The sequence below is a fragment of the Delftia sp. BGA-UO-ETr-SB1 genome, assembly GCF_059567865.1.
The window spans coordinates 173,140-194,912 of record NZ_JCAQOW010000004.1; the positions used below are offsets into that span (position 1 = coordinate 173,140).

General features: G+C 68.2%; 24 protein-coding genes and 1 pseudogene. 17 read left to right on the top strand and 8 right to left on the bottom strand.

Annotated elements, in window-relative coordinates; genetic code table 11:
- The first annotated feature begins 111 nt into the window (after window positions 1-111).
- The 16 genes from AC57B5_RS01295 (at window position 112) to AC57B5_RS01370 (ending at window position 13,653) form a co-directional block, all read left to right on the top strand.
- Window positions 112-1,512, top strand: a complete 1,401-nt coding sequence (locus AC57B5_RS01295) for a cobyrinic acid a,c-diamide synthase CobB (protein WP_043781464.1) — start codon at window positions 112-114, stop codon at window positions 1,510-1,512.
- The gene (locus tag AC57B5_RS01300; protein ID WP_013803219.1) at window positions 1,509-2,102 is read left to right on the top strand and encodes a bifunctional adenosylcobinamide kinase/adenosylcobinamide-phosphate guanylyltransferase; all 594 of its coding nucleotides are present in this window, start codon (window positions 1,509-1,511) and stop codon (window positions 2,100-2,102) included. Before AC57B5_RS01295 ends, AC57B5_RS01300 begins: the two co-directional genes overlap by 4 nt.
- On the top strand, window positions 2,099-2,977 hold the full coding sequence (locus AC57B5_RS01305) for an ABC transporter substrate-binding protein (protein ID WP_496398544.1): 879 nt from the start codon (window positions 2,099-2,101) through the stop codon (window positions 2,975-2,977). The genes AC57B5_RS01300 and AC57B5_RS01305 overlap by 4 nt, the downstream gene beginning before the upstream one ends.
- 41 nt (window positions 2,978-3,018) lie before the next feature.
- Window positions 3,019-4,002 carry a FecCD family ABC transporter permease gene (locus AC57B5_RS01310; protein WP_199139119.1) on the top strand — a complete coding sequence of 328 codons (984 nt, stop codon included), beginning with the start codon at window positions 3,019-3,021 and terminating at the stop codon, window positions 4,000-4,002.
- Window positions 3,999-4,802, top strand: a complete 804-nt coding sequence (locus AC57B5_RS01315) for an ABC transporter ATP-binding protein (RefSeq protein WP_496398545.1) — start codon at window positions 3,999-4,001, stop codon at window positions 4,800-4,802. The genes AC57B5_RS01310 and AC57B5_RS01315 overlap by 4 nt, the downstream gene beginning before the upstream one ends.
- A gap of 17 nt (window positions 4,803-4,819) precedes the next feature.
- The gene (locus AC57B5_RS01320) at window positions 4,820-5,620 is read left to right on the top strand and encodes an aminoglycoside phosphotransferase family protein (protein ID WP_496398546.1); all 801 of its coding nucleotides are present in this window, start codon (window positions 4,820-4,822) and stop codon (window positions 5,618-5,620) included.
- Window positions 5,621-5,705: 85 nt separating this feature from the next.
- Window positions 5,706-6,497: a phytanoyl-CoA dioxygenase family protein gene (locus AC57B5_RS01325; RefSeq protein ID WP_496398547.1), complete on the top strand. Its 792-nt coding sequence runs from the start codon at window positions 5,706-5,708 to the stop codon at window positions 6,495-6,497.
- A 212-nt stretch (window positions 6,498-6,709) separates the two neighbouring features.
- The gene (locus AC57B5_RS01330) at window positions 6,710-6,955 is read left to right on the top strand and encodes a DUF6364 family protein (protein WP_012204647.1); all 246 of its coding nucleotides are present in this window, start codon (window positions 6,710-6,712) and stop codon (window positions 6,953-6,955) included.
- Window positions 6,952-7,389 carry a TA system VapC family ribonuclease toxin gene (locus AC57B5_RS01335; protein ID WP_012204648.1) on the top strand — a complete coding sequence of 146 codons (438 nt, stop codon included), beginning with the start codon at window positions 6,952-6,954 and terminating at the stop codon, window positions 7,387-7,389. The genes AC57B5_RS01330 and AC57B5_RS01335 overlap by 4 nt, the downstream gene beginning before the upstream one ends.
- Window positions 7,390-7,418: 29 nt before the next feature.
- On the top strand, window positions 7,419-8,075 hold the full coding sequence (locus AC57B5_RS01340; RefSeq protein ID WP_496398548.1) for an aspartate/glutamate racemase family protein: 657 nt from the start codon (window positions 7,419-7,421) through the stop codon (window positions 8,073-8,075).
- A gap of 63 nt (window positions 8,076-8,138) precedes the next feature.
- Entirely contained in the window at window positions 8,139-8,708 is a 570-nt protein-coding gene (cobO, locus tag AC57B5_RS01345) for a cob(I)yrinic acid a,c-diamide adenosyltransferase (RefSeq protein WP_496398549.1), read from the top strand.
- Window positions 8,709-8,747: 39 nt separating this feature from the next.
- Window positions 8,748-9,455 carry a 5,6-dimethylbenzimidazole synthase gene (bluB, locus tag AC57B5_RS01350; protein ID WP_496398550.1) on the top strand — a complete coding sequence of 236 codons (708 nt, stop codon included), beginning with the start codon at window positions 8,748-8,750 and terminating at the stop codon, window positions 9,453-9,455.
- Entirely contained in the window at window positions 9,452-10,546 is a 1,095-nt protein-coding gene (gene cbiB / locus AC57B5_RS01355; protein WP_496398551.1) for an adenosylcobinamide-phosphate synthase CbiB, read from the top strand. The genes bluB and cbiB overlap by 4 nt, the downstream gene beginning before the upstream one ends.
- On the top strand, window positions 10,543-11,586 hold the full coding sequence (locus tag AC57B5_RS01360; RefSeq protein ID WP_496398552.1) for an aminotransferase class I/II-fold pyridoxal phosphate-dependent enzyme: 1,044 nt from the start codon (window positions 10,543-10,545) through the stop codon (window positions 11,584-11,586). The genes cbiB and AC57B5_RS01360 overlap by 4 nt, the downstream gene beginning before the upstream one ends.
- Window positions 11,573-13,078 (top strand): cobyric acid synthase, encoded by a 1,506-nt coding sequence (locus AC57B5_RS01365; protein WP_496398553.1) that lies wholly within the window; start codon window positions 11,573-11,575, stop codon window positions 13,076-13,078. Before AC57B5_RS01360 ends, AC57B5_RS01365 begins: the two co-directional genes overlap by 14 nt.
- 143 nt (window positions 13,079-13,221) lie before the next feature.
- Window positions 13,222-13,653 (top strand): hypothetical protein, encoded by a 432-nt coding sequence (locus tag AC57B5_RS01370; RefSeq protein WP_013803206.1) that lies wholly within the window; start codon window positions 13,222-13,224, stop codon window positions 13,651-13,653.
- A 140-nt stretch (window positions 13,654-13,793) separates the two neighbouring features.
- Here the strand turns inward: AC57B5_RS01370 and AC57B5_RS01375 are convergent, their stop codons facing one another.
- Window positions 13,794-14,357 carry a hypothetical protein gene (locus AC57B5_RS01375; protein WP_013803205.1) on the bottom strand — a complete coding sequence of 188 codons (564 nt, stop codon included), beginning with the start codon at window positions 14,355-14,357 and terminating at the stop codon, window positions 13,794-13,796.
- 290 nt (window positions 14,358-14,647) lie between these two features.
- A pseudogene (locus AC57B5_RS01380) lies at window positions 14,648-14,935 on the bottom strand (TIM barrel protein); the annotation flags it as partial.
- A 110-nt stretch (window positions 14,936-15,045) separates the two neighbouring features.
- Here AC57B5_RS01380 and AC57B5_RS01385 point away from each other — a divergent pair.
- Entirely contained in the window at window positions 15,046-15,417 is a 372-nt protein-coding gene (locus AC57B5_RS01385) for a Gfo/Idh/MocA family oxidoreductase (RefSeq protein ID WP_486640118.1), read from the top strand.
- Window positions 15,418-15,502: 85 nt separating this feature from the next.
- On the opposite strand, the gene otnI is transcribed toward AC57B5_RS01385, so the two are convergent.
- The 6 genes from otnI to otnC form a co-directional block, all read right to left on the bottom strand.
- Window positions 15,503-16,300, bottom strand: a complete 798-nt coding sequence (gene otnI, locus AC57B5_RS01390) for a 2-oxo-tetronate isomerase (RefSeq protein ID WP_496398554.1) — start codon at window positions 16,298-16,300, stop codon at window positions 15,503-15,505.
- A gap of 35 nt (window positions 16,301-16,335) precedes the next feature.
- A complete protein-coding gene (gene otnK / locus AC57B5_RS01395; RefSeq protein WP_496398555.1) occupies window positions 16,336-17,619 on the bottom strand; it encodes a 3-oxo-tetronate kinase in 1,284 nt (427 codons plus the stop codon).
- Window positions 17,616-18,548 (bottom strand): L-threonate dehydrogenase, encoded by a 933-nt coding sequence (gene ltnD / locus AC57B5_RS01400; RefSeq protein WP_065347925.1) that lies wholly within the window; start codon window positions 18,546-18,548, stop codon window positions 17,616-17,618. Before ltnD ends, otnK begins: the two co-directional genes overlap by 4 nt.
- Window positions 18,545-19,525, bottom strand: coding sequence for a D-erythronate dehydrogenase (denD, locus tag AC57B5_RS01405; RefSeq protein ID WP_496398556.1), 981 nt, complete (start codon window positions 19,523-19,525; stop codon window positions 18,545-18,547). Before denD ends, ltnD begins: the two co-directional genes overlap by 4 nt.
- Window positions 19,526-19,568: 43 nt before the next feature.
- Window positions 19,569-20,900: an MFS transporter gene (locus AC57B5_RS01410; RefSeq protein ID WP_492385357.1), complete on the bottom strand. Its 1,332-nt coding sequence runs from the start codon at window positions 20,898-20,900 to the stop codon at window positions 19,569-19,571.
- A 114-nt stretch (window positions 20,901-21,014) separates the two neighbouring features.
- Window positions 21,015-21,653 carry a 3-oxo-tetronate 4-phosphate decarboxylase gene (gene otnC / locus AC57B5_RS01415; RefSeq protein ID WP_097202816.1) on the bottom strand — a complete coding sequence of 213 codons (639 nt, stop codon included), beginning with the start codon at window positions 21,651-21,653 and terminating at the stop codon, window positions 21,015-21,017.
- Between the last annotated feature and the right edge of the window lie 120 nt (window positions 21,654-21,773).

The window sequence follows — 21,773 nt, forward strand, 5'->3', positions numbered from 1 at the left end:
TGCGGGCGCGGTGCGGGTCGGGTGCGGATACGGCGGGGGTGCGCACTACAATGCGCCGCGTTGGCGGAGCGGCCGGTTCAAGGCAGCGTCGCACGGAGCAAACAAATACACATGAATATTGACCTTGGCCGGGGCGGGGCACGCTGCCCGGCGCTGCTGATCACTTCCACGGCCTCGGGCCAGGGCAAGACCACGCTGACGGCTGCGCTGGCGCGGCTGCATGCGCGCCAGGGGCGCCGCGTGCGCGTGTTCAAGTGCGGCCCTGACTTCCTGGACCCGCACTGGCACGAGCTGGCCAGCGGCGCGCCCGTGCACAGCGTCGATCTGTGGATGACGGGCGAGGCTGACATGCGCGCGCGCTTGCACGCCGCCGCCTGCGAGGCCGACCTCATCCTGGTGGAAGGCGTCATGGGCCTGTTCGACGGCACACCCTGCGCGGCCGATGTGGCCGAGCGGCTGGGCCTGCCGGTGCTGGCCGTGATCGACGCCTCGGGCATGGCCGGCACCTTTGGCGCACTGGCCCATGGCCTGCAGCACTACCGGCCTGGCCTGCGCTGGGCCGGCCTGCTGGCCAACCGCGTGGGCAGCGCCCACCATGCCGACCTGCTGCGTGCCGGCCTGCGCGAGCCTTCGCTGTGGCTGGGCGCGCTGGCGCGGGTGCAGGGTGCAGGCGCCACCTCGCTGCTGCCCGAGCGGCACCTGGGCCTGGTCGCCGCGCATGAGCTGGACGATGCCCTGCAGCGCCTGGACGTGGCCGCCGATGCTCTGCTGGCCACGCCGCTGGGCCAGTTGCCCTGGCAGGCCGAAGCCGGGCAGGGCGCCAGCTGGCAGGACTGGTCCGTGGACTTTGAACCGTGCCCGGAACCTGCCGAAGCCGTGCAGCCCTGGCTGGCGGGCCGCACCGTGGCGGTGGCGCGTGATGCGGCCTTCAGCTTCATCTACCAGGCCAACCTCGACTGCCTGCGTTCCATGGGTGCGCGGATTGCCTTCTTCTCGCCCCTGGCCGCAGAGCGCCTGCCGCAGTGCGATGCGCTATGGCTGCCCGGCGGCTATCCGGAACTGCACCTGGACGCGCTGGCCGCCCATGCCGCGCTGCGCGGTGACATTGCCGCCCACGTGGCAGCCGGCCGGCCGGTCTGGGCCGAGTGCGGCGGTATGCTCGCGCTGTGCGAACGACTGACCGACACTGCGGGCCGGACCACGGACCTCTGGGGCCTGTTGCCCGGCCATGCGCGCATGCAGCCACGCCTGGCCGGCCTGGGCATGCAGCAACTGCCCACGCCCTGGGGCCTGTTGCGCGGCCATACCTTCCACTACAGCCGGCTGGACACGTCCATGGCCGAGGCCGGGCGCAGCAGCCGCCCCGGCCAGGCTCCCCAGCCCGACCGGGGCGAGGCGCTGTACCGCCAGGGCAGCGTGCACGCCAGCTATTTCCATGCCTGGTTTGCCTCGCAGCCACGCGCCGTGGCGGCGCTGCTGGGCGCTGACATTCCCGCAGGCCAGGCGTCATGACCGACCAGATCTCCACCTATTCGCTTGCGCGCAGCCAACTCATTCTGGGCGGCCAGAAAAGCGGCAAGTCGCGCCGTGCCGAATTGCTGGCCCGCGCCTGGCTCGATGGCGCCCTGGACCGCGAGGCCGCGCTGATCGCCACCGGCCAGCCCTGGGACGACGAAATGCGCGAGCGCATCGCCCGCCACCGGCGCGACCGCGCCGAGCGCGTGCCCGGCATGGCCACGCTTGAGGAGCCGCTGGATCTGGCCGCCATGCTTGCGCGGCACAGCACGCCGCAGCGCCTGCTGGTGGTGGACTGCCTGACGCTGTGGCTGACCAACTGGATGATGCCGGCCCAGCCTTCCGAGGAACTGGCGCGCGGATGGGAGGGCCAATGCACGGCCTTTCTGGCCGCCTTGCAAGCTGCGCCCGGCCCGGTGATCCTGGTCGGCAACGAGATCGGCCTGGGCGTGATCCCGCTGGGATCGCAGGTGAGGGCCTTTGTGGATGCGCTGGGTGTGCTCAACCAGCGTGCGGCGCAAAGCTGTGAAACCGTCACGCTGATGTGCGCCGGCCTGCCGCTGGCGCTCAAGGGCCCGCAGCCGTGAGGCCATGGCGTCCCGCCCTGTGGGGCCTGGCGTTGGCACTGGCGCTGTCTGCGGCGCAGGCTGCCATCCGGGTCACGGACGGGCGGGGCGTTCCGGTGGAGCTGCCACAGCCGCCGCAGCGCATCGTCAGCCTGCTGCCCTCGCTGACCGAGACCGTGTGCGAGCTGGGCGGCTGCCAGCGCCTGGTTGGCGTGGACCGCTATTCGAACTGGCCGGCCCATGTGAAGACCCTGCCTGTGGTGGGCGGCGGCATGGACCCCAATATCGAGGCCATCGTCGCGCTCAAGCCCGATCTGGTGCTGGTGTCCATGGCATCGCGCTCGGTGGCGCGGCTGCAGGCATTGGGCCTCAAGGTCGTGGCGCTGGAGCCGCGCACCCATGCCGATGCGCAGGCCGTGCTGCGCACCGTGGGCCAGTTGCTGGACCTGCCGCCCGCGCAGGGTGCCGACCGTGTCTGGTCCGCCATCGAGGCGCGCATGCAGGAGGTGGAGCGCAGCATGGCCCCCGCGCTGCGCGGGCAGACCGTGTATTTCGAGGTCAACCGCGGCCCTTTTGCCGCGGGCGAGTCTTCGTTCATTGGCGAGACCCTGGCGCGCCTGGGCATGCGCAACATCGTGGGTGCGCAGCTGGGGCCGTTCCCGCGCATCAACCCTGAATTCGTGGTGCGCGCCGATCCGGACTTCATCCTGGGCGGCGACCGCAGCCTGGGCACATCGGGCGAGCCCTATCCGGGCTGGGGCCGCCTGCGTGCCATGCAAGCCGGGCGCGTCTGCCGCTTTGTGCCGGCTGAGCTGGACGTGCTGGTGCGCGCCGGCCCGCGCATCGCCGAGGGCGCTGCGCTGATGGCGCGTTGCCTGAACGGGGCCGCACGGTGAGGCCGGCCCGCAGGCACCACAGCGGCCTGGCTGCGCCCTGGATGGCACTGGCCCTGCTGGTCGTGAGTGCCCTGCTCATGCTGCTGGGCGCGGGCGTGGGCAGCACGGGCTGGGAGAGCGTGTGGGCGGCGCGCAGCGATCCGCTGTCCTGGCAGATCGTCACCGAGATCCGGCTGCCCCGCACGGCGGGCGCGTGGCTGGCCGGCGGCCTGCTGGGGCTGGCCGGGGCCATCGCCCAGGGCGTGTTCCGCAATCCGCTGGCCGATCCCTATCTGCTGGGCAGCGCCTCCGGCGCCTCGCTGGGCGTTGCATTGAGCATGGCGGCGCTGGGCGCCTCGCCCTTCGCACTGGCGGGCCTGGCACGTCTGGGTGTCACGGGCGCGGCCTTTGCGGGCGCGGCCCTGGCCGTGCTGCTGACCCTGGTGCTGGCCCAGGGCGTGCACAACACCATGCGCCTGCTGCTGGCCGGGGTGGTGGTGGGGGTGGTTCTGGGCGCGGCCGCATCGCTGGTGCTGCTGATGAACCCGGACATCATGCAGGCCATGCAGGCCTTCATGCTGGGCAGCACCTCCTTCATCGGCTGGGGCGCCTGCGCGCTGATGCTGGCCGTGCTGCTGGCCACCGCCCTGGTCGCCTGGTGCCTGGGCCGCGTGCTCGACGGCCTGTCCCTGGGCGAGGCCACGGCCCACAGCCTGGGCCTGCCGCTGGCGCCGCTGCGCATGGTGCTTATCTTGCTGCTGGCCCTGGCCACGGGCACGGCCGTGGCGCAGACCGGGCTGATCGCCTTCGTCGGCCTGGCCGCGCCGCATCTGGTGCGCTCCATGGTGCGGTCCATGCACCGCTGGCTGCTGGTGCTCAGCGCGGGCATGGGTGCCGTGCTGCTGCTGGCAGCCGACCTGCTGGCGCGCTGGCTCATCGCCCCGCAGGAGCTGCCCGTGGGCGCACTCACGGCCCTGCTGGGCGGCAGCTACCTGCTGTGGCTCATGCACCGCCGCCACGCCCTGCGCGGCGGGGAGGGCGCATGACGGCACTGGCCCCCGCCCTGCAAGCGCGCGCCCTGAAGGTTCGCCTGGGCGATCGACAGGTCCTGGGCGGCCTGAACCTGGCCCTGCCCGCCGGCCGCTGGACCGCCATCGTCGGCCCCAATGGCGCCGGGAAATCCACGCTGCTGCGCGCCCTGGCAGGCATGGAGTCCGGCGCTGGCGTGCAAGGCGAGGTGGAGCTCCTGGGCCGCCCGCTGCGGCAATGGAGTGCGCGCGAACGGGCCTGCTCGCTCGCCTGGCTGGGCCAGAACCAGCCCGTGGCCGGCGACATGCGGGTCCATGACGTGGTCATGCTGGGCCGCCTGCCGCACCAGGGCTGGCTGGCTGCGCCCAGCCAGGCAGACCATGCCGCCGTGGAGCAGGCCCTGCGCCAGACCCAGGGCTGGGACTGGCGCATGCGCAGCGTGGGCAGTCTCTCGGGCGGGGAGCGCCAGCGCGTGCTGCTGGCGCGCGCCCTGGCCGTGCAGGCCCGCGTGCTGCTGATGGACGAACCCCTGGCCAACCTCGACCCGCCACACCAGGCCGACTGGCTCGAATGCGTGCAGGCCCTGGTCACCCAGGGCTGCACCGTGGTCAGCGTGCTACACGAGATATCGATGGCCTTGCAGGCCCAGGAACTGGTCATTCTCGACAAGGGGCAGGTGCTGCACCAGGGCGCCTGCGCCGACGCGGCCACGCATGCGGCGCTGGAGGCCGTGTTCGAGCACCGGCTGCGCATCCGCGCCATCGACGGGCAGTGGCTGGCCCTGCCACGGCTGCGGGGGCAAGCTGCAGCTGCCTGATCGCCTGTTAGAAAAAAATGTCTCTCCATGCGCCGTATCTGAGCCGCTGGGCTCTGACCATCGATGGCCAGCCCCTGTCCACGCCGCGCGGCGTGTTGCTGCCCGTGCGCCAGGGCGGCGCGCCCGCCATGCTCAAGATTGCGCTGGAGCCCGAAGAGGTGGCCGGCGCCCGCCTGATGGCCTGGTGGAATGGCGATGGTGCCGCGCCTGTGCTGGCCCATGAAGGGCCGGCCCTGCTGATGCTGCGCGCCACAGGACCCGAATCGCTGGTGGACATGGCCCGTGGCGCGCGCGATGAGGAGGCCACGCGCATCCTGTGCACCGCTGCCAAGCGCCTGCACCTACCGCGCGCCAAGGCGTTGCCACCCCTGGTGCCGCTGACGCAGTGGTTCCATGCATTGCTTGCACAAGGCCATGGAACCACCAGCCTGCTCGGCCTGTGCGCCACCACGGCACGCGAGCTGCTGGCCGCACCGCGCGACGTGGCCGTGCTGCACGGCGACCTTCACCACGGCAATGTGCTGGACTTCGGACCCCTGGGCTGGCTGGCCATCGACCCCAAGGGCCTGCACGGTGAGCGCGGCTTTGACTACGCCAACATCCTGAGCAATCCCGACCGCGCCAGCGCGCTGGCGCCGGGGCGCTTTGCGCACCGCATGGCCACCATTGCCGAAGTCTCGGGCATGGAGCAAAGGCGCCTGCTGCAATGGGTGCTGGCCTGGTCGGGGCTGTCTGCCGTCTGGAGCATGGAAGACGGTGACGATCCTGGCGCTGCGCTGGCTGTGGCGCAAATGGCGGCTTCGGCCTTGGCATGCTGAATTTTCAGACTGCGATACATCTCTTTTTCTGCCCCAACAGGGTGGAATAGCGCTTCACAAAAAAAGAGGGTGGAGGAATTTTTCGATGCTTGCCGATGCACTGGAGATGTTTGAGCAGCAGGGATTTGTCATCTGGCCAAGACCCATGGAGAAGGGCCTTCTCGACAGCTTGGTGGCATCTGTTGAAGCCATCCAGCGCAATGCGCAGGCCAGAACACTGGATCCGGCGTTGGACGAGCTGTTGGTGTATGAGAAAAATCTGTCGGCCAGCAAGCGCGCCGGCTTGGATGGGGCCCTTACCGGAAACTCGATCTTCATTGTTGGAGATCCCGCCCGCTTTGATGAAGTCTTCGTAGAGTCACTTCACGATGCCGCGCTTGTCTCGGCGGCCACAACGCTTCTTGGCGTGGACGAGGCAGTGGTCCATTTCATGAACGTGACCATCAAGAATCCCGGATTCGGACGGTCAATCTCCTGGCACCGCGATTATCCCAATGGGTATTTCTGCACCAGGGATTCCAGCTTTGTCCGTCTGATGATCTGCCTGGATGGCATGTCGGTGGAGAGCGGTGCCACCTGCTTCGATGCGGGCACTCATCGCATCTCCGACCAGGAGGCGCAGCAGCAAAAGGTGAATGGCAGCTGGCCCAGTCCCGATCCGGCCAACACCGTCACGGTGCAGTGTGACCCAGGCCAGATCGTGGCGATCCACCCGAAGGTGCTTCATGGCGGAGGCATGAATACCGGCTCTGGAATGCGGCGCAACGTCATCCTGCAGATCGGCACTCTGGGTGCAGAGCCCATGACACACGCCAATGAATCTCTGACTGGCATCGTCATCGGCGCGAAAGGCTGCAGGGAACACCTGAATCGCTGAAGGCGTATCGGGGACGAGGTCAAGGCCATCGTGGACCGCGTGGTGAGGGGCATGATGCCTTCGCCCATCCTTCGCCCATTCCTCGTCCAAGGGCATCTGAAGGGCGCAGGCCGGCTTGGTTGCCCTGCCGGCAGAATTTTTCTAACATACAGAAATCTGTACGAAAGATCTGTGCGAGAAATCTGTACGAAATTCCTGCTCTGGGGGGCGCCATGAAGACCACGCTTGACCTCAACGATGCATTGCTGACCGAAGCAAAGACCTATGCGGCACAGCAGCACACCAGCCTGACGCGCCTGATAGAGGAGGGCCTGCAATTGCGCTTGCGCAAGGCCCAGGCGCCTGCCCGGCGCGTGCGCCTTCCCGTCTACCACGGCAAGGGCGGACTGGCACCGGGGCTGGACGCACTGAGCAACCGCGCGCTGCTGGATGCCGCCGATCAGCAGGATCAACCATGACGCCCGATGTCAACCTGCTGGTTGCGGCATCGCGCAGCGACCACCCCCATCATTCGGTGGCCCGCGACTGGCTGGAGCAGGCCATGGCCGATGCCAGCCAGGGCGTGCTGCTGAAATTGCAGCCCATGGTGGTGGCGAGCTTTCTGCGCCTGGTCACGCATCCGAAGATCTTCGTCAACCCGACTCCCATGGCTGAGGCTTTGCGCTTCATCGACGCGTTGCTGGCCTCGCCCGGCGTTGAGCAGGCCGTGCTGGGTGCCGAATGGCCGGCGTTGAGGCAACTGTGCGCCGACAAGGCGCTTGCCGCCAATGACGTGCCGGACGCTTGGCTGGCTGCCGCCGCCATCCACCAGGGCGAGCATGTGGTCAGCTTTGATGCCGATTTCAAGCGCCTGCTGCCGCGCTCCCAGTTCACCCGGCTGGCGCCCCAATAATTCCGTTCCATTTCAGACTCCCCCAATCCATGACCCGCATCGCCCTCATCCACGCCCTCAGCCACTCCGTCGCTCCCATCAACGAAGCCTTTGCGCGCGACTGGCCCGAGGCGGTTCGCATGAACCTGCTGGACGACAGCCTCTCGGCCGACCTGGCGCGCAACGGGCGCGGGCTGGACGCCGCCATGCACGAGCGTTTCCAGCGCCTGGCGCAGTACGCCGTGGACACGGGCGCGCAGGGGATCTTGTTCACCTGCTCGGCCTTTGGCCCATGCATCGAGGCCGTGGCCGCGCGCCATGCGCCGCTGCCCGTGCTCAAGCCCAACGAGGCCATGATCGAGGAGGCCGTGCAGGGCCAGCAGGGTGCCTTGGGTTTGATCTCCAGCTTCGGGCCCACGCTGCAGTCCATGCCGCCGGAGTTTCCGGCCGGCATCGAACTCGTGCCCGCCCTGGCCGATGGCGCCATGGACGCGCTCAACCGGGGCGACACCGCCACGCATGACCGCCTGGTGGTCGAGCAGGCCAAGGCACTGGCTGCGCGTGGCTGCACGCGCATTGCACTGGCCCAGTTCAGCATGGCGCGTGCCCGCGCCGCCTGCGAGGCCGCCACGGGCCTGCCCGTGCTCACCACGGTGGACAGCGCCGTGCGTGCCCTGCAGCGCCGGCTGGGCGTCCGCCTCGGTTAAAGTGGCGCTCCGCTGCGGCGCATGGCCGCCGCAGCGCGTGCAACTTTTGAGGATGACAGACCCATGCAGATCGAACAGGCCCCGACGGAAAAGCCCTATGAAAAGCCCGAAGGTGAACGCCGTGGCCTGGTGCTGGTGAACACCGGCGACGGCAAGGGCAAGAGCACGGCGGCTTTCGGCCTGGCCCTGCGCGCGCATGGCCGGGGCAAGTCCGTCAAGATCTTCCAGTTCATGAAGGTGCCCACGGCGCGCTTTGGCGAGCACCGCATGTTCGAGCAGCTGGGCATGCCCATCGAGGGACTGGGCGACGGCTTCAGCTGGAAGAGCCAGGACCATGAGCGGTCGGCCCAGATCGCGCGCGAGGGCTGGGAGCGCGCCCGCACCGCCATCCTCTCGGGTGATCACTTTCTGGTCGTGCTCGACGAAATCACCTATCCGCTGATCTATGGCTGGCTGCCGCTGGAGCCTGTGCTGCAGGCCCTGGCCGACCGCCCGCGCCATGTGCACGTCATGCTCACGGGCCGCCGCTGCCCCGAGGAAATCATTGCCCTGGCTGATACCGTCACGCGCATGGAACTGGTCAAGCACGCCTTCCAGGCCGGCATTCCCGCCCAGCGTGGTATTGAGGACTGATGCCGCCCGCAGGCCCGGCCTGCGGCGGACAATGGCGGCATGAGCAGCGAAACGCAATCCCGGGCGCCAGAGACCATTCCCGCCCAACCCTTTGCCGAGGCCGAGCGGGCAGCCGTCTACCGCGCCATCCATGAGCGGCGCGACATGCGCCACTTCTGCGGCGGCGAGGTCGCGCCCGAGGTGCTGCTGCGCCTGCTGCGCGCCGCCCACCATGCGCCCAGCGTCGGCTTCATGCAGCCCTGGCGCTTCATCCGCGTGCGCGATGCGCAATTGCGCCAGGAGATCCATGCCGTGATCGAGCAGGAACGCCTGCAGACCGCGCGTGCGCTGGGAGAGCGCGAGGAAGACTTCATGCAGCTCAAGGTCCAGGGCGTGCTGGATGCGGCCGAAGTACTGGTCGTGGCCATGCCGCCAGGGCGCGAGGCCCATGTCTTCGGCCGCCGCACCCTGCCCGAGATGGACGTGGCCTCGGCCGCCTGCGCCATCCAGAACATGTGGCTGGCCGCGCGTGCCGAGGGGCTGGGGCTGGGCTGGGTCTCGCTGTTCGATCCCGAGGTGCTGGCCGCGCTGCTGCAAATGCCCGTGGGCAGCCGGCCGCTGGCCGTGCTGTGCCTGGGCCCCGTGTCGGCCTACTATGCCGAGCCCATGCTGCAGCAGCAAAAGTGGGCCAGCCGCGCACCGCTGCAGGACATGCTCTACGACGACTTCTGGGGCCAGCGCGCCGCCGCCCCACAACCGAAGGCATGAGCGACAGTCCTTCCTGGCAACTGCTGGGCGCCGCGCTCAGCCCGCTGTGGTGGTGCTGGCAGGCGCTGTCGCAGCCGCAGGCCCAGGTCCAAGCCGAACCCTGGGCGCGCCACGCCCTGGCCGCCGCGCTGGCCATCCCCGTGGCCCTGCTGATCGACCGGCTCTGGGGCGAGCCGCCCGTGTGGATGCACCCCGTGGTCGCCATGGGCCGGCTGCTGGGTGCGGTTGGGCGAAGAATTGCCCCACGCGAAGAACATGTGCGCGACTGGCCACGCTTTGCGCTGGGCGCAATCGCCTGGTGCCTGCTGGCTCTGCTGTTCTTCGCCATCTACGCGTTCATCCAGTGGCTGCTGCCGCCCATGCCATGGTGGCTGGGCGCCCTGGTGCTGGGCGTGCTGCTCAAGCCGCTTTTGTCCTGGCGCATGCTGCGCGACGAGGTGCTGGCCGTGGAAGCCGCACTGCAGCAATCCCTGCCCGCAGGCCGCGAGCGGCTGACCTGGCTGGTCAGCCGGGACACGGCGCAGCTGGACGCAGGCCAGGTGCGCGAAAGCGCCATCGAAACCCTGGCCGAGAACCTCAGCGACTCGGTGCTGGCGCCGCTGTTCTGGTTTGCCGTGGCCGGCCTGCCGGGCGCGGCCCTCTACCGCTTTGCCAATACGGCCGATGCCATGTGGGGCTACCCGGGCTGGCGCGGGCAGGGCGATGACCGGCGCCACTGGCAATGGGCCGGCAAATGGACGGCGCGTGCCGATGACCTGCTCAACTGGATACCGGCGCGCCTGACCGCCTTGCTGCTGGCCTTGTCCGGCCTGGCCGCTGGCCGGCGGCCAGGCTGGGGTGCGTTGCGCCAGGACGCGCGCATCACCCCGTCGCCCAACGGCGGCTGGCCCATGGGCGCTATGGCAAGGCTGCTGGGCGTGCGCCTGGGCAAGCCCGGCGTCTATGTGCTCAACCCCGCAGGCCGCGTGCCGCAGGCGGTCGACCTGCAGCAGGCCGTGGCGCATGCGGGCCGCGTGGTCGCCATGCTGGTGGCTGCAGGGCTGGCCGCCGCCCTGGTCCTTGGATGGGCGATGGCAGGAAAGACACCATGAAACCGATCCCAGTCACCCACGGCGGCACGGACGCGCTGGGCGTGCCCGCGCACGATTTCTCCACCAACCGCAATGCCTGCGGACCTTGCCCGCAAGCGCTGGACATGCTGGCCCAGGCCCACGCGGCCCAGTACCCGGACCCGCACTACACGGCGTTGCGCGCACGGCTGGCGGACTTTCATGGCGTGCCGGCCGAGCGCATCGTCATCGCGGCCAGCGCCAGCGACTTCATCCACCGCATCACCATGCATGCAGCGCGCGAGGGCGCGGCCGTCGCCAGCCTGCCGGCCCACCATTACGGCGACTACGCCCACGCGGCCCAGGTCTGGCGCCTGCGCCAGGCCGCGCGCGACGGCATCACCGAGGCCGGCCCCGGCCTGCACTGGGCCTGCGCGCCATCGAGCCCTCTGGGCCAGCCCGAGGACGTCTGGCCCCTGTGGAGCGAGCCCGCACCGCCCGGCACCTGGCGCGTGATCGACTGCGCCTATGCGCCCCTCAGACTGGAGCCGGGCATGGAACCCGCCGTGCCCTCCCAGGTGCGCGATGCCTGGCAGATGTGGACCCCCAACAAGGCCCTGGGCATGACCGGCGTGCGCGCGGCCTACGCCATTGCGCCCGAAGCCGTGCCGCACGACGAGATCGAGGCCTTGCGCGCCCTGTCACCATCCTGGCCCGTGGGCGCCCATGGCGAGGCCATGCTCACCGCCTGGACCGCACCGGCCACCCGGCAATGGCTGGCGCAAAGCCTGCAACGGCTGCGCGATTGGAAGGCGCAACAGATCGATCTGGTGCAGCGCCTGGGCTGGCAGGTACTGCCCGGCTCGCAGGCCAATTACTTTGTGGCGCGCTGGCCGCAAGCCCAGCAGGGCGATGCCATGCAGACGCGTCTGGCCCAACTGCGCGCGCAGGGCATCAAGCTGCGCGACTGCGACAGCTTCGGCCTGCCCGGCTGCGTGCGCATGGGCGTGCTGGCGCCCGCATCCCAGAACGCCTTGCTGGTCGCCTGGCAGCCAATGGAGAAACACCATGCAATCGAATGAACCCGCCGCCGTGAATCTGCCCCTGCCCAGGCCCGGCCAGCGCCCCGCGCTGTGCGTGATGGTGCTGGGCACCAGCAGCGGCGCCGGCAAGAGCTGGGTCGCCACCGCGCTGTGCGCCTGGTACCGCGCGCAGGGCTACAAGGTGGCGCCCTTCAAGGCGCAGAACATGAGCAACAACGCGCGCGTGGTCTCCGCGCCGGGCGGTGCCTGGGGCGAGATCGGCACGGCCCAGTACCTGCAGGCCCTGGCCGCAGGCTGCGCGCCCGATGTGCGCATGAACCCGCTGCTGCTCAAGCCCGAGGCAGACATGCGCAGCCAGGTCGTGCTGCTGGGCCGGGTCAGCGAGGAACTCTCGGCCTTGCCCTGGCGCGGCCGCAGCGCCCGCGTCTGGCCGCAGATCGCCGAGGCGCTGGACAGCCTGCGCGCCGACAACGATGTGGTCGTCATCGAAGGCGCCGGCTCTCCCGCAGAAATCAACCTGCATGCCAGCGACGTCGTCAACATGCGCGTGGCGCGCCACTGCGGCGCGTATTGCCTGCTGGTGTCCGACATCGACCGGGGCGGCGCCTTCGCCCACCTCTACGGCACCTGGGCCCTGCTGCCGCCGGAAGAACAGGCGCTGATCCGCGGCTTCGTGCTCAACAAGTTCCGGGGCGACGCCATCCTGTTGGCACCCGCCCCGCAGATGCTGCAGGAGCGCACCGGCGTGCCCACCGTGGCCACCATCCCCATGCAGTTCCAGCATGGCCTGCCGGAGGAGGATGGCGTCTTTGACGACCGTGGCTCTGGAGGAGGGGCGGGGCGCGCCGTGCACACCACCATCGCCATCATTGCCTACCCGCGCATCAGCAACCTCGACGAATTCCAGCCCCTGCTGCAGGTGCCGGGCCTGCGCGTGGTCTGGGCGCGCACGCCGGCCCAGCTGGCAGGCGCCGACTGGATCATCCTGCCCGGCTCCAAGGCCACCGCCGCCGATCTGGCCTGGATGCGGACCCAGGGCCTGGATGCCGCCGTTGCTGCACACGCTGCGACAGGCCGGCAGGTGCTGGGCATCTGCGGCGGCCTGCAGATGCTGGGAGAGGCGCTGATCGACCTGCATGGCGTGGACGGCAACGCAGCCGGCCTGGGCCTTCTGCCGCTGACGACCCTGTTCGCGCCCGACAAGACCGTGCTGCCCGCCAGCGTGCAATTGCCGCCGCTGCCGGGTGCGCTGGCGCCGCTGTCTGGCGTGCAGGCACAGGTCTATGAAATCCACCACGGCCAGACCAGCGTGCGCCCCGACATGGTGGCCGCTGGCAGTGCCGTGGCCGAGCCCGTGCCCGGTCTGCTGTGGCACAGCCCCGATGGCCGCATCGCCGGCTGCTACTGGCACGGCCTGTTCGAGAACGCCGAGGTGCTGCGCGCCCTGTGGGGCGCCGAGGTGCCCACGCTGGACAGCGTCTTCGCACTCATGGCCGAAGGCGTGCAGCGCTGGTTTGCGCACCAGGCTTGACCCAGGTCAGGGGCCGCCTGCAGGGGGCACGGCAAGCTGTAGGCCATGGCCTGCATGCGCAGCCGCGCTGTACCGATAAATGGGGAGCTGAAAAACACGCATGCTTGGGCCTTGACTTTTTTCACGAGGAATGGAGTGAAGCTATGAAAAACCCATGGATTCGTCCCCTGCAGCTGTGTATTGGCGCCGCCGTGCTTGGCATGGCCGGACTGGCCACTGCCCAGCCCGCCCCTGGCCCCGATGGCATGCCGCCCCCGCCGCCCGCTGCGGAAAAGGCCAAGCCCCATCACCACCACAAGAAGCATGCCGAGCCCAAGGGGCCCGCCAAGCGCGGCTATGACCGCCGCGACCCTGCCCAGCACGAGGCTGCCGCCGTCCAGGAGCAATCGCGCCGAGGCGGCGTCCAGTCGGGCGACCACTTCCAGCGCAATGCCGTGGCCCGCTGCGATGTCTTCAAGAATGAAGGCGACCGCCGCTCCTGCGTGGAGCGTGTCAAGGACGGCCAGGTCAGCGGCTCCGTCGAAGGCGGCGGTGTGCTGCGCGAGTACACGGAACAAGTTCCGGTACGGCAATAACAGCACCTGCTGTTGTTCTCCTGAGAAAACCCGCCGGGCCACGAAGCCGGCGGGTTTTTTTATGAGCGAGCTTCAAACGAAATGCTTGAAGATCGGATTGGCGTGGTGTATTTTCGAGCCGACTTCTGTCGGATGGTTGATCATTTGATTGATTTCAAAAAATCAGGATCTTCAATCAGCTCTTCGACACTCATTTTGATATTTTCCTTCAGCACGCCAAGAGCATTACCAAATTTATTGGTCTTGCGTTGAATGTTTTTGACTGCTGCATATACGATATTTCCTGAGGTTTCTTCTTTTACGGTGTAATTGACTTTGTAAGTCCAATCGATGCTGTAGCCTAGGTCATCAATGAAGAAATCTTGAATGTCTCCGGTCAGTACTTTCCCGCCCGAACTGGTATTTATGCCAACAAAACGGAGTTCAACAAAAACAGCATCTCGGATAAATTTCGATACGTCGCGATCCAGTTTTATTTCACCCATAGCTGTGTTACGTATCACATCCGGAGGCATGGGCTTGGATGTCTTTGGGTCTACAGCTGAATATGTAAACTCGCCGACAGCAAGACTGCCTTGAGCGGTCTTGGTAGAGCTTGGTGCGTAGTCAATCGTAAGGCCTGTGGGAGTGCCGCAGCCCGCCAAGGCGGTGGCAACGAACAGGGCAAACAGGATCCGCCGGCCGTATCTGTGAATTATTTTCATAGCTTCCCTTGTTTTACGATGTGTTACATATGGATTTGGGATTGTATCTGAACAATTTCCATTGCTGGCAAGGACGGCTCATAGTCTAAAAATTCGAGCGCGAAATGGACCGTGGCCGTGCACCTAACCGCAGTTCCAAGCCACCACTGGTTTGGAGTCAACCCAGGTTGCTGTCGTGGGCCACGCGGCTCCAGGCGTCGTAGTCCATGCGTTGCTGGATGTCGCCGGTTTCAGGTCCACGACCAGACGCACGCTGCGCAGGTGGTTGCGTTGAGGGCGGGGAACGTGGCCTACAGCCAATCCTTCATCCAACCCAGCCCCTTGCTGGTAGCGTGCGCCGCCGCACCGCGCGCGGGGCGGTATTCGCAGCCTATCCAGCCGTCGTAGCCCAGCAGGTCCAGCAGGCGGAAAAGGCAGGGGTAGTTGACCTCGCCGACGTCGGGTTCGTGGCGTTCGGGCACGCCTGCGATCTGCACATGCCCCACGCGGCCCGTGGGCAGGTACTGGCGGATCTTCATGGCGAGGTCTCCCTCGACGATCTGGCAGTGGTAGAGGTCCATCTGGACCTGGACACCGGATTTGACCTGGGTCATACAAACCCATTCCATCCGCTGCGCAGCGATATGCACTGCCAAAGGCATTTCTATGATGGGACCGTACTTCCAACATGGAAAAAAGGATTCAACCTATGCAAACCTTCCGGATCGTGGTCATTGGTGCGGGGCAGACCGGCACTCCCTTGCTGCAGCAATTGCTGGACGCGCCCTTCGTGCAGTTGCTTGGGGTGGCCGACCTGGATTTGAACCAGCCCGGCATCGCACTGGCACGCGCGCGCGGCGTGCCGGTCACCACCCGGTTCATGGAACTGGTGGACGCGGCGGTGGACATCATCATCGACGTGACCGGCTCCCTGCAGGTGCGCGAATCGCTGCGCAGCAAGATGGTGGAGACCGGCAACACGCACACGCTGATCATGCATGAGGCGATTGCGCTGCTGATGATGTCGCTGTCGGCCGGCCGGCTGGTGGTCGGCAAGCACAGCGATCTGGAGTACTCCTGAACGCAGGCGGCGGATACGCAGGACAGCTATCCGCCCCGTCCTCCCGTGCCTGGCGGATGACGGGCTGCCGCAGCAGACGCTACAGCTACGGCCACTCCTTCATCCACCCCAGCCCTTCGCTGGTGGCGTGTGCCGCCGCGCCGCGCGCGGGGCGGTATTCGCAGCCTATCCAGCCGTCGTAGCCCAGCTGGTCCAGCAGGCGGAACAGGTAGGGGTAGTTGACCTCGCCGACGTCGGGTTCGTGGCGTTCGGGCACGCCTGCGATCTGCACATGCCCCACGCGGCCCGTGGGCAGGTACTGGCGGATCTTCATGGCGAGGTCTCCCTCGACGATCTGGCAGTGGTAGAGGTCCATCTGGACCTGGACATTGGGCTCGGCAATGTCGGCCAGCAGCGCATGGGCCTGGTCCTGGCGGCTCAGGAAGAAGCCGGGCATGTCGCGGCCGTTGATGGGCTCCAGCAGGATGGCGATGCCGTGGGGCGCGGCCAGCCGTGCGGCGTGGCTCACGTTGGCGATGTAGGTTGCGCGCAGGATGTCATCGCTGGCGCCTGCGAGCTTGAGCCCGGCCATGACGTGGATTCGCGGGCAGCCCAGGGCCTGGGCGTAGGCCACGGCGCGTTCCATGCCCTGGGCGAATTCCGCCTCGCGCCCGGGAATGCAGGCCAGGCCGCGCTCGCCCGCGTTCCAGTCGCCGGGCGGGGCGTTGAACAGCACCTGCTGCAGGCCGTGGTCCTGCAGGCGGCGGGCCAGTTGCTCGGGGGCGAAGTCGTAGGGAAACAGGTATTCGACGGCCTGGAAGCCGTCGCGCGCGGCGGCCTCGAAGCGGTCAAGAAAGTCCAGGTCGTTGTAGAGCATGGACAGGTTGGCGGCGAAACGGGGCATGAAGGCTTTCCTGAAAACGGAGGCTGAGTGTGGCATCAGGCGCGCTGCAACGCGCCGAAGGCCTTGGTGAAGAAGTCCGTGGTGCCGAAGTTGCCGGACTTGAGCGTGAGGTGCAGGCCCTGCGGCGCCAGGGGCGAGGCGGCATGGCACCAGGGCACGCCAGGGTCGATCTGCGGCCCTATGCGCATCTGCTCGATGCCCAGCGCCTGCACGCAGGCGCCCGAGGTTTCGCCACCGGCCACGACGAGCTGGCGCACGCCCATCTCGACCAGCCCCCGGGCGATGGCGGCGATGGTCTGTTCGACCAGGGCGCCAGCCTGCTCCACGCCCAGGCGGCCCTGCACGGCCTTGACGGCCGAGGATTCGGCCGTGGAGTAGACCAGCACCGGGCCGCTGGCGATGTGCTGGCGGGCCCAGGCCAGGGCCTTGCCGGCTTCGTCCTCGCCGGCGGCGATGCGCAGGGGCTCCAGCGCCAGGGCAGGGCGCCCCGAAGCGATGAAGTGCGCCACCTGTGCATTGGTGGCTACCGAGCAACTGCCCGAGACGACCGCCTGCAGGCCGGTGGCGGTTGGCAGGGCAGCGGCCTGGGCCGTGGGCTGGATGCCGAAGTTCGCGGGCAGGCCGATGGCCACGCCCGAGCCCGCCGTGACAAGCGGCATGCCGGCCAGGGCCGGGCCCAGGCGCAGCAGGTCGTCGTTGGAGACGGCATCGACCACGGCCATGCCCACGCCCTCGGCCTGGAGTGCGGCGATGCGCGCGCGGATGGCGGCCTCGCCCTGCGCGACGGCCACATGGTCGATCAGCCCCACCTTGCGCCCTGTCTGCGCCTGCAGCACGCGCACCAGGTTGGCATCGGTCATGGGGGTGAGCGGATGGTTGCGCATGCCGCTGTCGCTGAGCAGCACATCGCCCACGAACAGGTGGCCCTTGAAGACGGTGCGCTGGTTGTCGGGGAAGGCCGGTGTGGCGATGGTGAAGCCACAGCCCAGCGCGTCCATCAGCGCATCGGTCACGGGGCCGATGTTGCCCTGCGGCGTGCTGTCGAAGGTGGAGCAGTACTTGAAGTAGATCTGCGGCGCGCGGCCATTGGCGCCCTGAGCCTGCAGCCATTCGAGGGCCTGCAGCGATTGCGCAATGGCGTCGGCCGGCGCGATGGTGCGTGACTTGAGCGCGACAACGACGGCGTCCACGCCCTCGTCCACCGGGCCGGCAGGCACGCCAATGCTTTGCACCACGCGCATGCCTGCGCGCACCAGGTTGTTCGCCAGATCGGTGGCGCCCGTGAAGTCGTCGGCTATGCAGCCCAGAAGAAGGGTCATGGGGATTCCGATGGAGCCTGGGGCAGGGTGATGCCCGGGAAGATCTTGATGACGGCGCTGTCGTCCTCGCGGCCATGGCCGGCGGTGGATGCCTGCATGAACATCTGGTGGGCCGTGGAGGCCAGGGGCAGCGGGAATTTGCTGTGGCGCGCGGTGTCCAGCACCAGGCCCAGGTCCTTGACGAAGATGTCCACGGCCGACAGCGGGGTGTAGTCGCCGGCCAGCACGTGGGCCATGCGGTTCTCGAACATCCAGCTGTTGCCGGCGCTGTGGGTGATGACCTCGTAGAGCGCGGCGGCATCGACGCCTTCGCGCAGGCCCAGGGCCATGGCCTCGGCCGCTGCCGCGATGTGCACGCCGGCCAGCAGCTGGTTGATGATCTTGACCTTGCTGCCCGCGCCCGCGCTGTCGCCCAGGCGGTAGACCTTGGCGGCCATGGCGTCGAGCACGCCTTCGCAGGCGGCATAGGCCTCGGGACGGCCTGCCGTCATCATGGTCATCTGGCCCGACGCGGCTTTGGCCGCGCCGCCCGAGATGGGCGCGTCGATGTAGTGCACGCCCTGCGCCTGCAGCCTGGCCTCCAGCGCCACGGACCAGTTGGGGTCCACGGTGGAGCACATGACGAAGACGGAGCCGGGCTGCAGCGCGGGGGCGATGCCGCCTTCGCCGAACAGCACGGCCTCGGTCTGCTGGGCGTTGACCACCACGCTGACGATGATGCGGCAAGCGGCGGCCATGTCGGCCAGCGTGGCGCAGGCCGTGCCACCTTCGGCGGCGAAGGCGGCTGCGGCCTCGGGGCGGATGTCATGGACATGCACGTGGTGGCCGGCGCGGCGCAGGCTTTGCGCCATGCCGGCGCCCATGGCGCCCAGGCCGATCACGCCGACGGCGCGTGCTGCGGGCTGTGGTGTGGAGGTGCCGTTGCTCATGGCTTGGCCGGTGTCAGGTCATCGGCGATGTAGGCGCGCACGATGGCCGCAAAGTCCTCGTCGCCGCGCAGGCCCAGCTGGTTGGCGCGCGCGGTATCCCAGCGGCCGGGCCAGCTGCCGACGATGCGCTCGACCTTGTCGTCGGGCTGCCAGCTCACGCGGTTGGCCACTTCGTCGCCAGCCACTTCGCGCAGCGCGCGCACCATGTCGCCTGCGCTGACGGACACGCCAGGCAGGTTGATGGGGCGGCGGTCGGCGACGGCGCTGGCATCGAGTTCGCAGCCTGCGACCAGGGCCTCGACGGCGCGGCGTGGCGACAGCAGCCACAGGCGCGTGGTGGCACCCACGGGGCAGTTGGCCGCCTCGCCGTTGAGGGGCTCGCGGATGATGCCGCTGGCAAACGACGAGGCGGCCGCATTGGGCCGGCCCGGGCGCACGCTGATCGTGGGCAGGCGCAGCACGCGGCCGTCGACAAAGCCGCGCCGCGTGTAGTCGGCCAGCAGCAGCTCGGCAATGGCTTTTTGCGTGCCGTAGGAGGACTGCGGGTTCAGGGCCGTGCCGTCCAGCACGGTGTCGGGCAGCTCGCCCCCGTAGACGGCCACCGAGCTGGTGAAGACCACGCGCGGCATGTGGCCCACGGCGCGGCAGGTCTCCAGCAGGGCGCGCGAGGCATCGAGGTTGATGCGCATGCCCAGGTCGAAGTCGGCCTCGGCCTGGCCGCTGACCACGGCGGCCAGATGGAAGATCACGGCCGTGTCCTGGTCTATGGCGCCGCGCAGCACCTGCGGGTCGGCAATGTCGCCCACCAGGGAGCGCACGCGCGTGTCGTCAATGGCGTGGGTGGCCACCACGTCGAGGAGGTCGATCTGGTGGATGGGCCAGCGGGTGCCGGCCAGCGTCAGCGCGCCCTGTTCGAGCAGTTTGCGGGCCAGGCGCTGGCCCAGGAATCCGGCGCCGCCGGTGATCAGTACTTTCATGTGTCTTGGGGCTTGGAGCTTGAAGGATGGGAAGAAAGACCGGTCAGCGGTTGACCATCTTTGCGGGGGTGAGCCAGACCGCGATGGCGCCCACCACGAGCACTCCCGCCAGCACGAACATGCCGGCCTGCGTGGACTGGGTCAGGTCCTTGAGGTAGCCGATCATGTAAGGGCTGGCGAAGCCCGCGAGGTTGCCGACCGAGTTGACGATGGCAATGCCCGCCGCCGCCGCCGTGCCCGACAGAAATGCCGTGGGCAGAGACCAGAACAGCGGCGCGCAGGTCAGCACGCCGGCTGCGGCCAGCGACAGGAAGATCAGGGAAAGAACGGTGTTGTCGGCGAAGAAGGCCGTCATCGCAAAGCCCACGGCGCCCATCAGCGCGGGCACGATCAGGTGCCAGCGGCGCTCGCGGCGCTTGTCGGCGCTGTGGCCCATGAGGTTCATCACCACGATGGCGCACAGGAAGGGGATGGCACTGAGCAGGCCGATGTTCAGCGCGCCCGTGACGCCCGTGGACTTGATCAGCGTGGGCATCCAGAAGGTCAGGCCGTACTGGCCGGCGACAAAGGCGAAGTAGATCAGGCACATCCACCAGACGCGGCGGTCGGCGAAAACGGCCTTGAGCGAATGCTTCTGGGCGCCTGAGTGCTGCTGGTCCAGCTCGATCTCGCGCGCCAGCAGCTGCTTTTCGGTGGCCGTCAGCCACTTGGCGCTGGAGATGCCGTTGTCCAGATAGAAGATGGTCACCACGCCGATCACCAGGGCCGGGATGGCCTCGATCAGGAACATCCACTGCCAGCCGTGCAGGCCATGGTCGCCGTGGAAGGCCTGCATGATCCAGCCCGACAGCGGGTTGCCGAAGATGCCGGCCACGGGGATGGCCGACATGAACAGCGCCACGATCTTGGCGCGCCGGTGGGCCGGGTACCAGTAGGTCAGGTACAGGATCACGCCGGGGTAGAAGCCCGCCTCGGCCAGGCCCAGCAGAAAGCGCAGGATGTAGAAGCCCGTGGGCGTTTCCACATACATGAACATGGCCGACAGAATGCCCCAGGTGATCATGATGCGGGCGATCCAGACGCGCGCGCCCAGGCGGTGCATGAGCAGGTTGCTGGGCACCTCGAAGAGGAAGTAGCCGATGAAGAACACGCCTGCGCCCAGGCCGAACACGGTCTCGCTGAAGCCCAGGTCCTGGGACATCTGCAGCTTGGCAAAGCCCACGTTCACGCGATCGAGGTAGGCGATCACATAGCACAGCATCAGGAACGGCACGAGGCGCCAGAACACCTTGGCGTAGGCGCGCGCCGTCTCCGGAGAGTCGGCCTGGGCAGGGTGGGCCCCGGCCTGGCCGGATGCGATATCCGTTGTCGTCATTTCAAGTCTCCCTTGGGTTCGCCGCTTGATTCGCCGCTTGGTGCGCCGCCTGGCGGCTGCGCGGCTGTGGATGGGCTGGGTGGTGGAATGCGGCCGTGGGCGCCGCGGTGCAAATCAGTAGCGCGCCCCGAAGGTGGTGCGCAGCTCGTCGATGGCGGCCGCGTCCAGGGGCTGCGGCCGGGGATGGGTCATGAGCCAGAGCCTTGCGGTTTCCTCCAGCTCTTCCAGCACATGGCTGGCCTGCTCCACCGAGCGTTCCCAGACCACGGGGCCCAGGCGCTCGAACAAGGCGCCGCGCACCTGGCCGGCCAGCGCGGCCACCTCGGCGGCGGCCTGCGGGTCGCCGGGGCGGCGGTAGCGGATCAGCGGGATGCGGCCCACCTTCATGACCTGGTAGGGGGTGATGGGCGGCAGCACCTCGTCCTCGCGCCAGACTCCGGACAGCGTCAGCGCCACGAGATGGGTGGAATGCGTGTGGATGACGGCGCGCGCCTCGCCGTCATTGCCGTAGATGCCCCGATGCAGGACCAGGGTCTTGGAGGGCTTGGCGCCGCTGACCCACTGCCCGCTGGCATCGACCTTGGACAGCTCGGCCGGGTCGAGCCTGCCCAGGCAGGCGTCGGTGGGGGTGATCAGCCAGCCGTCATGCAGGCGCGCGCTGATGTTGCCGGCAGCGCCGACGGTGTAGCCGCGCTGGAAGAGGCTGGCGCCGGTGGCGCAGATCTGCTCGCGGATGCGGGATTCGTCGCTCATGGGTGAACGCCCAGGCAAAGGCCAGGTGTGCGGGGTGCAAAAAGAGGTGTGACTGATATTGTCATCAGGTCATCATACAAATTTTGCGCAAAAACCCAAACAAGGTGGAAACCCTTGGCC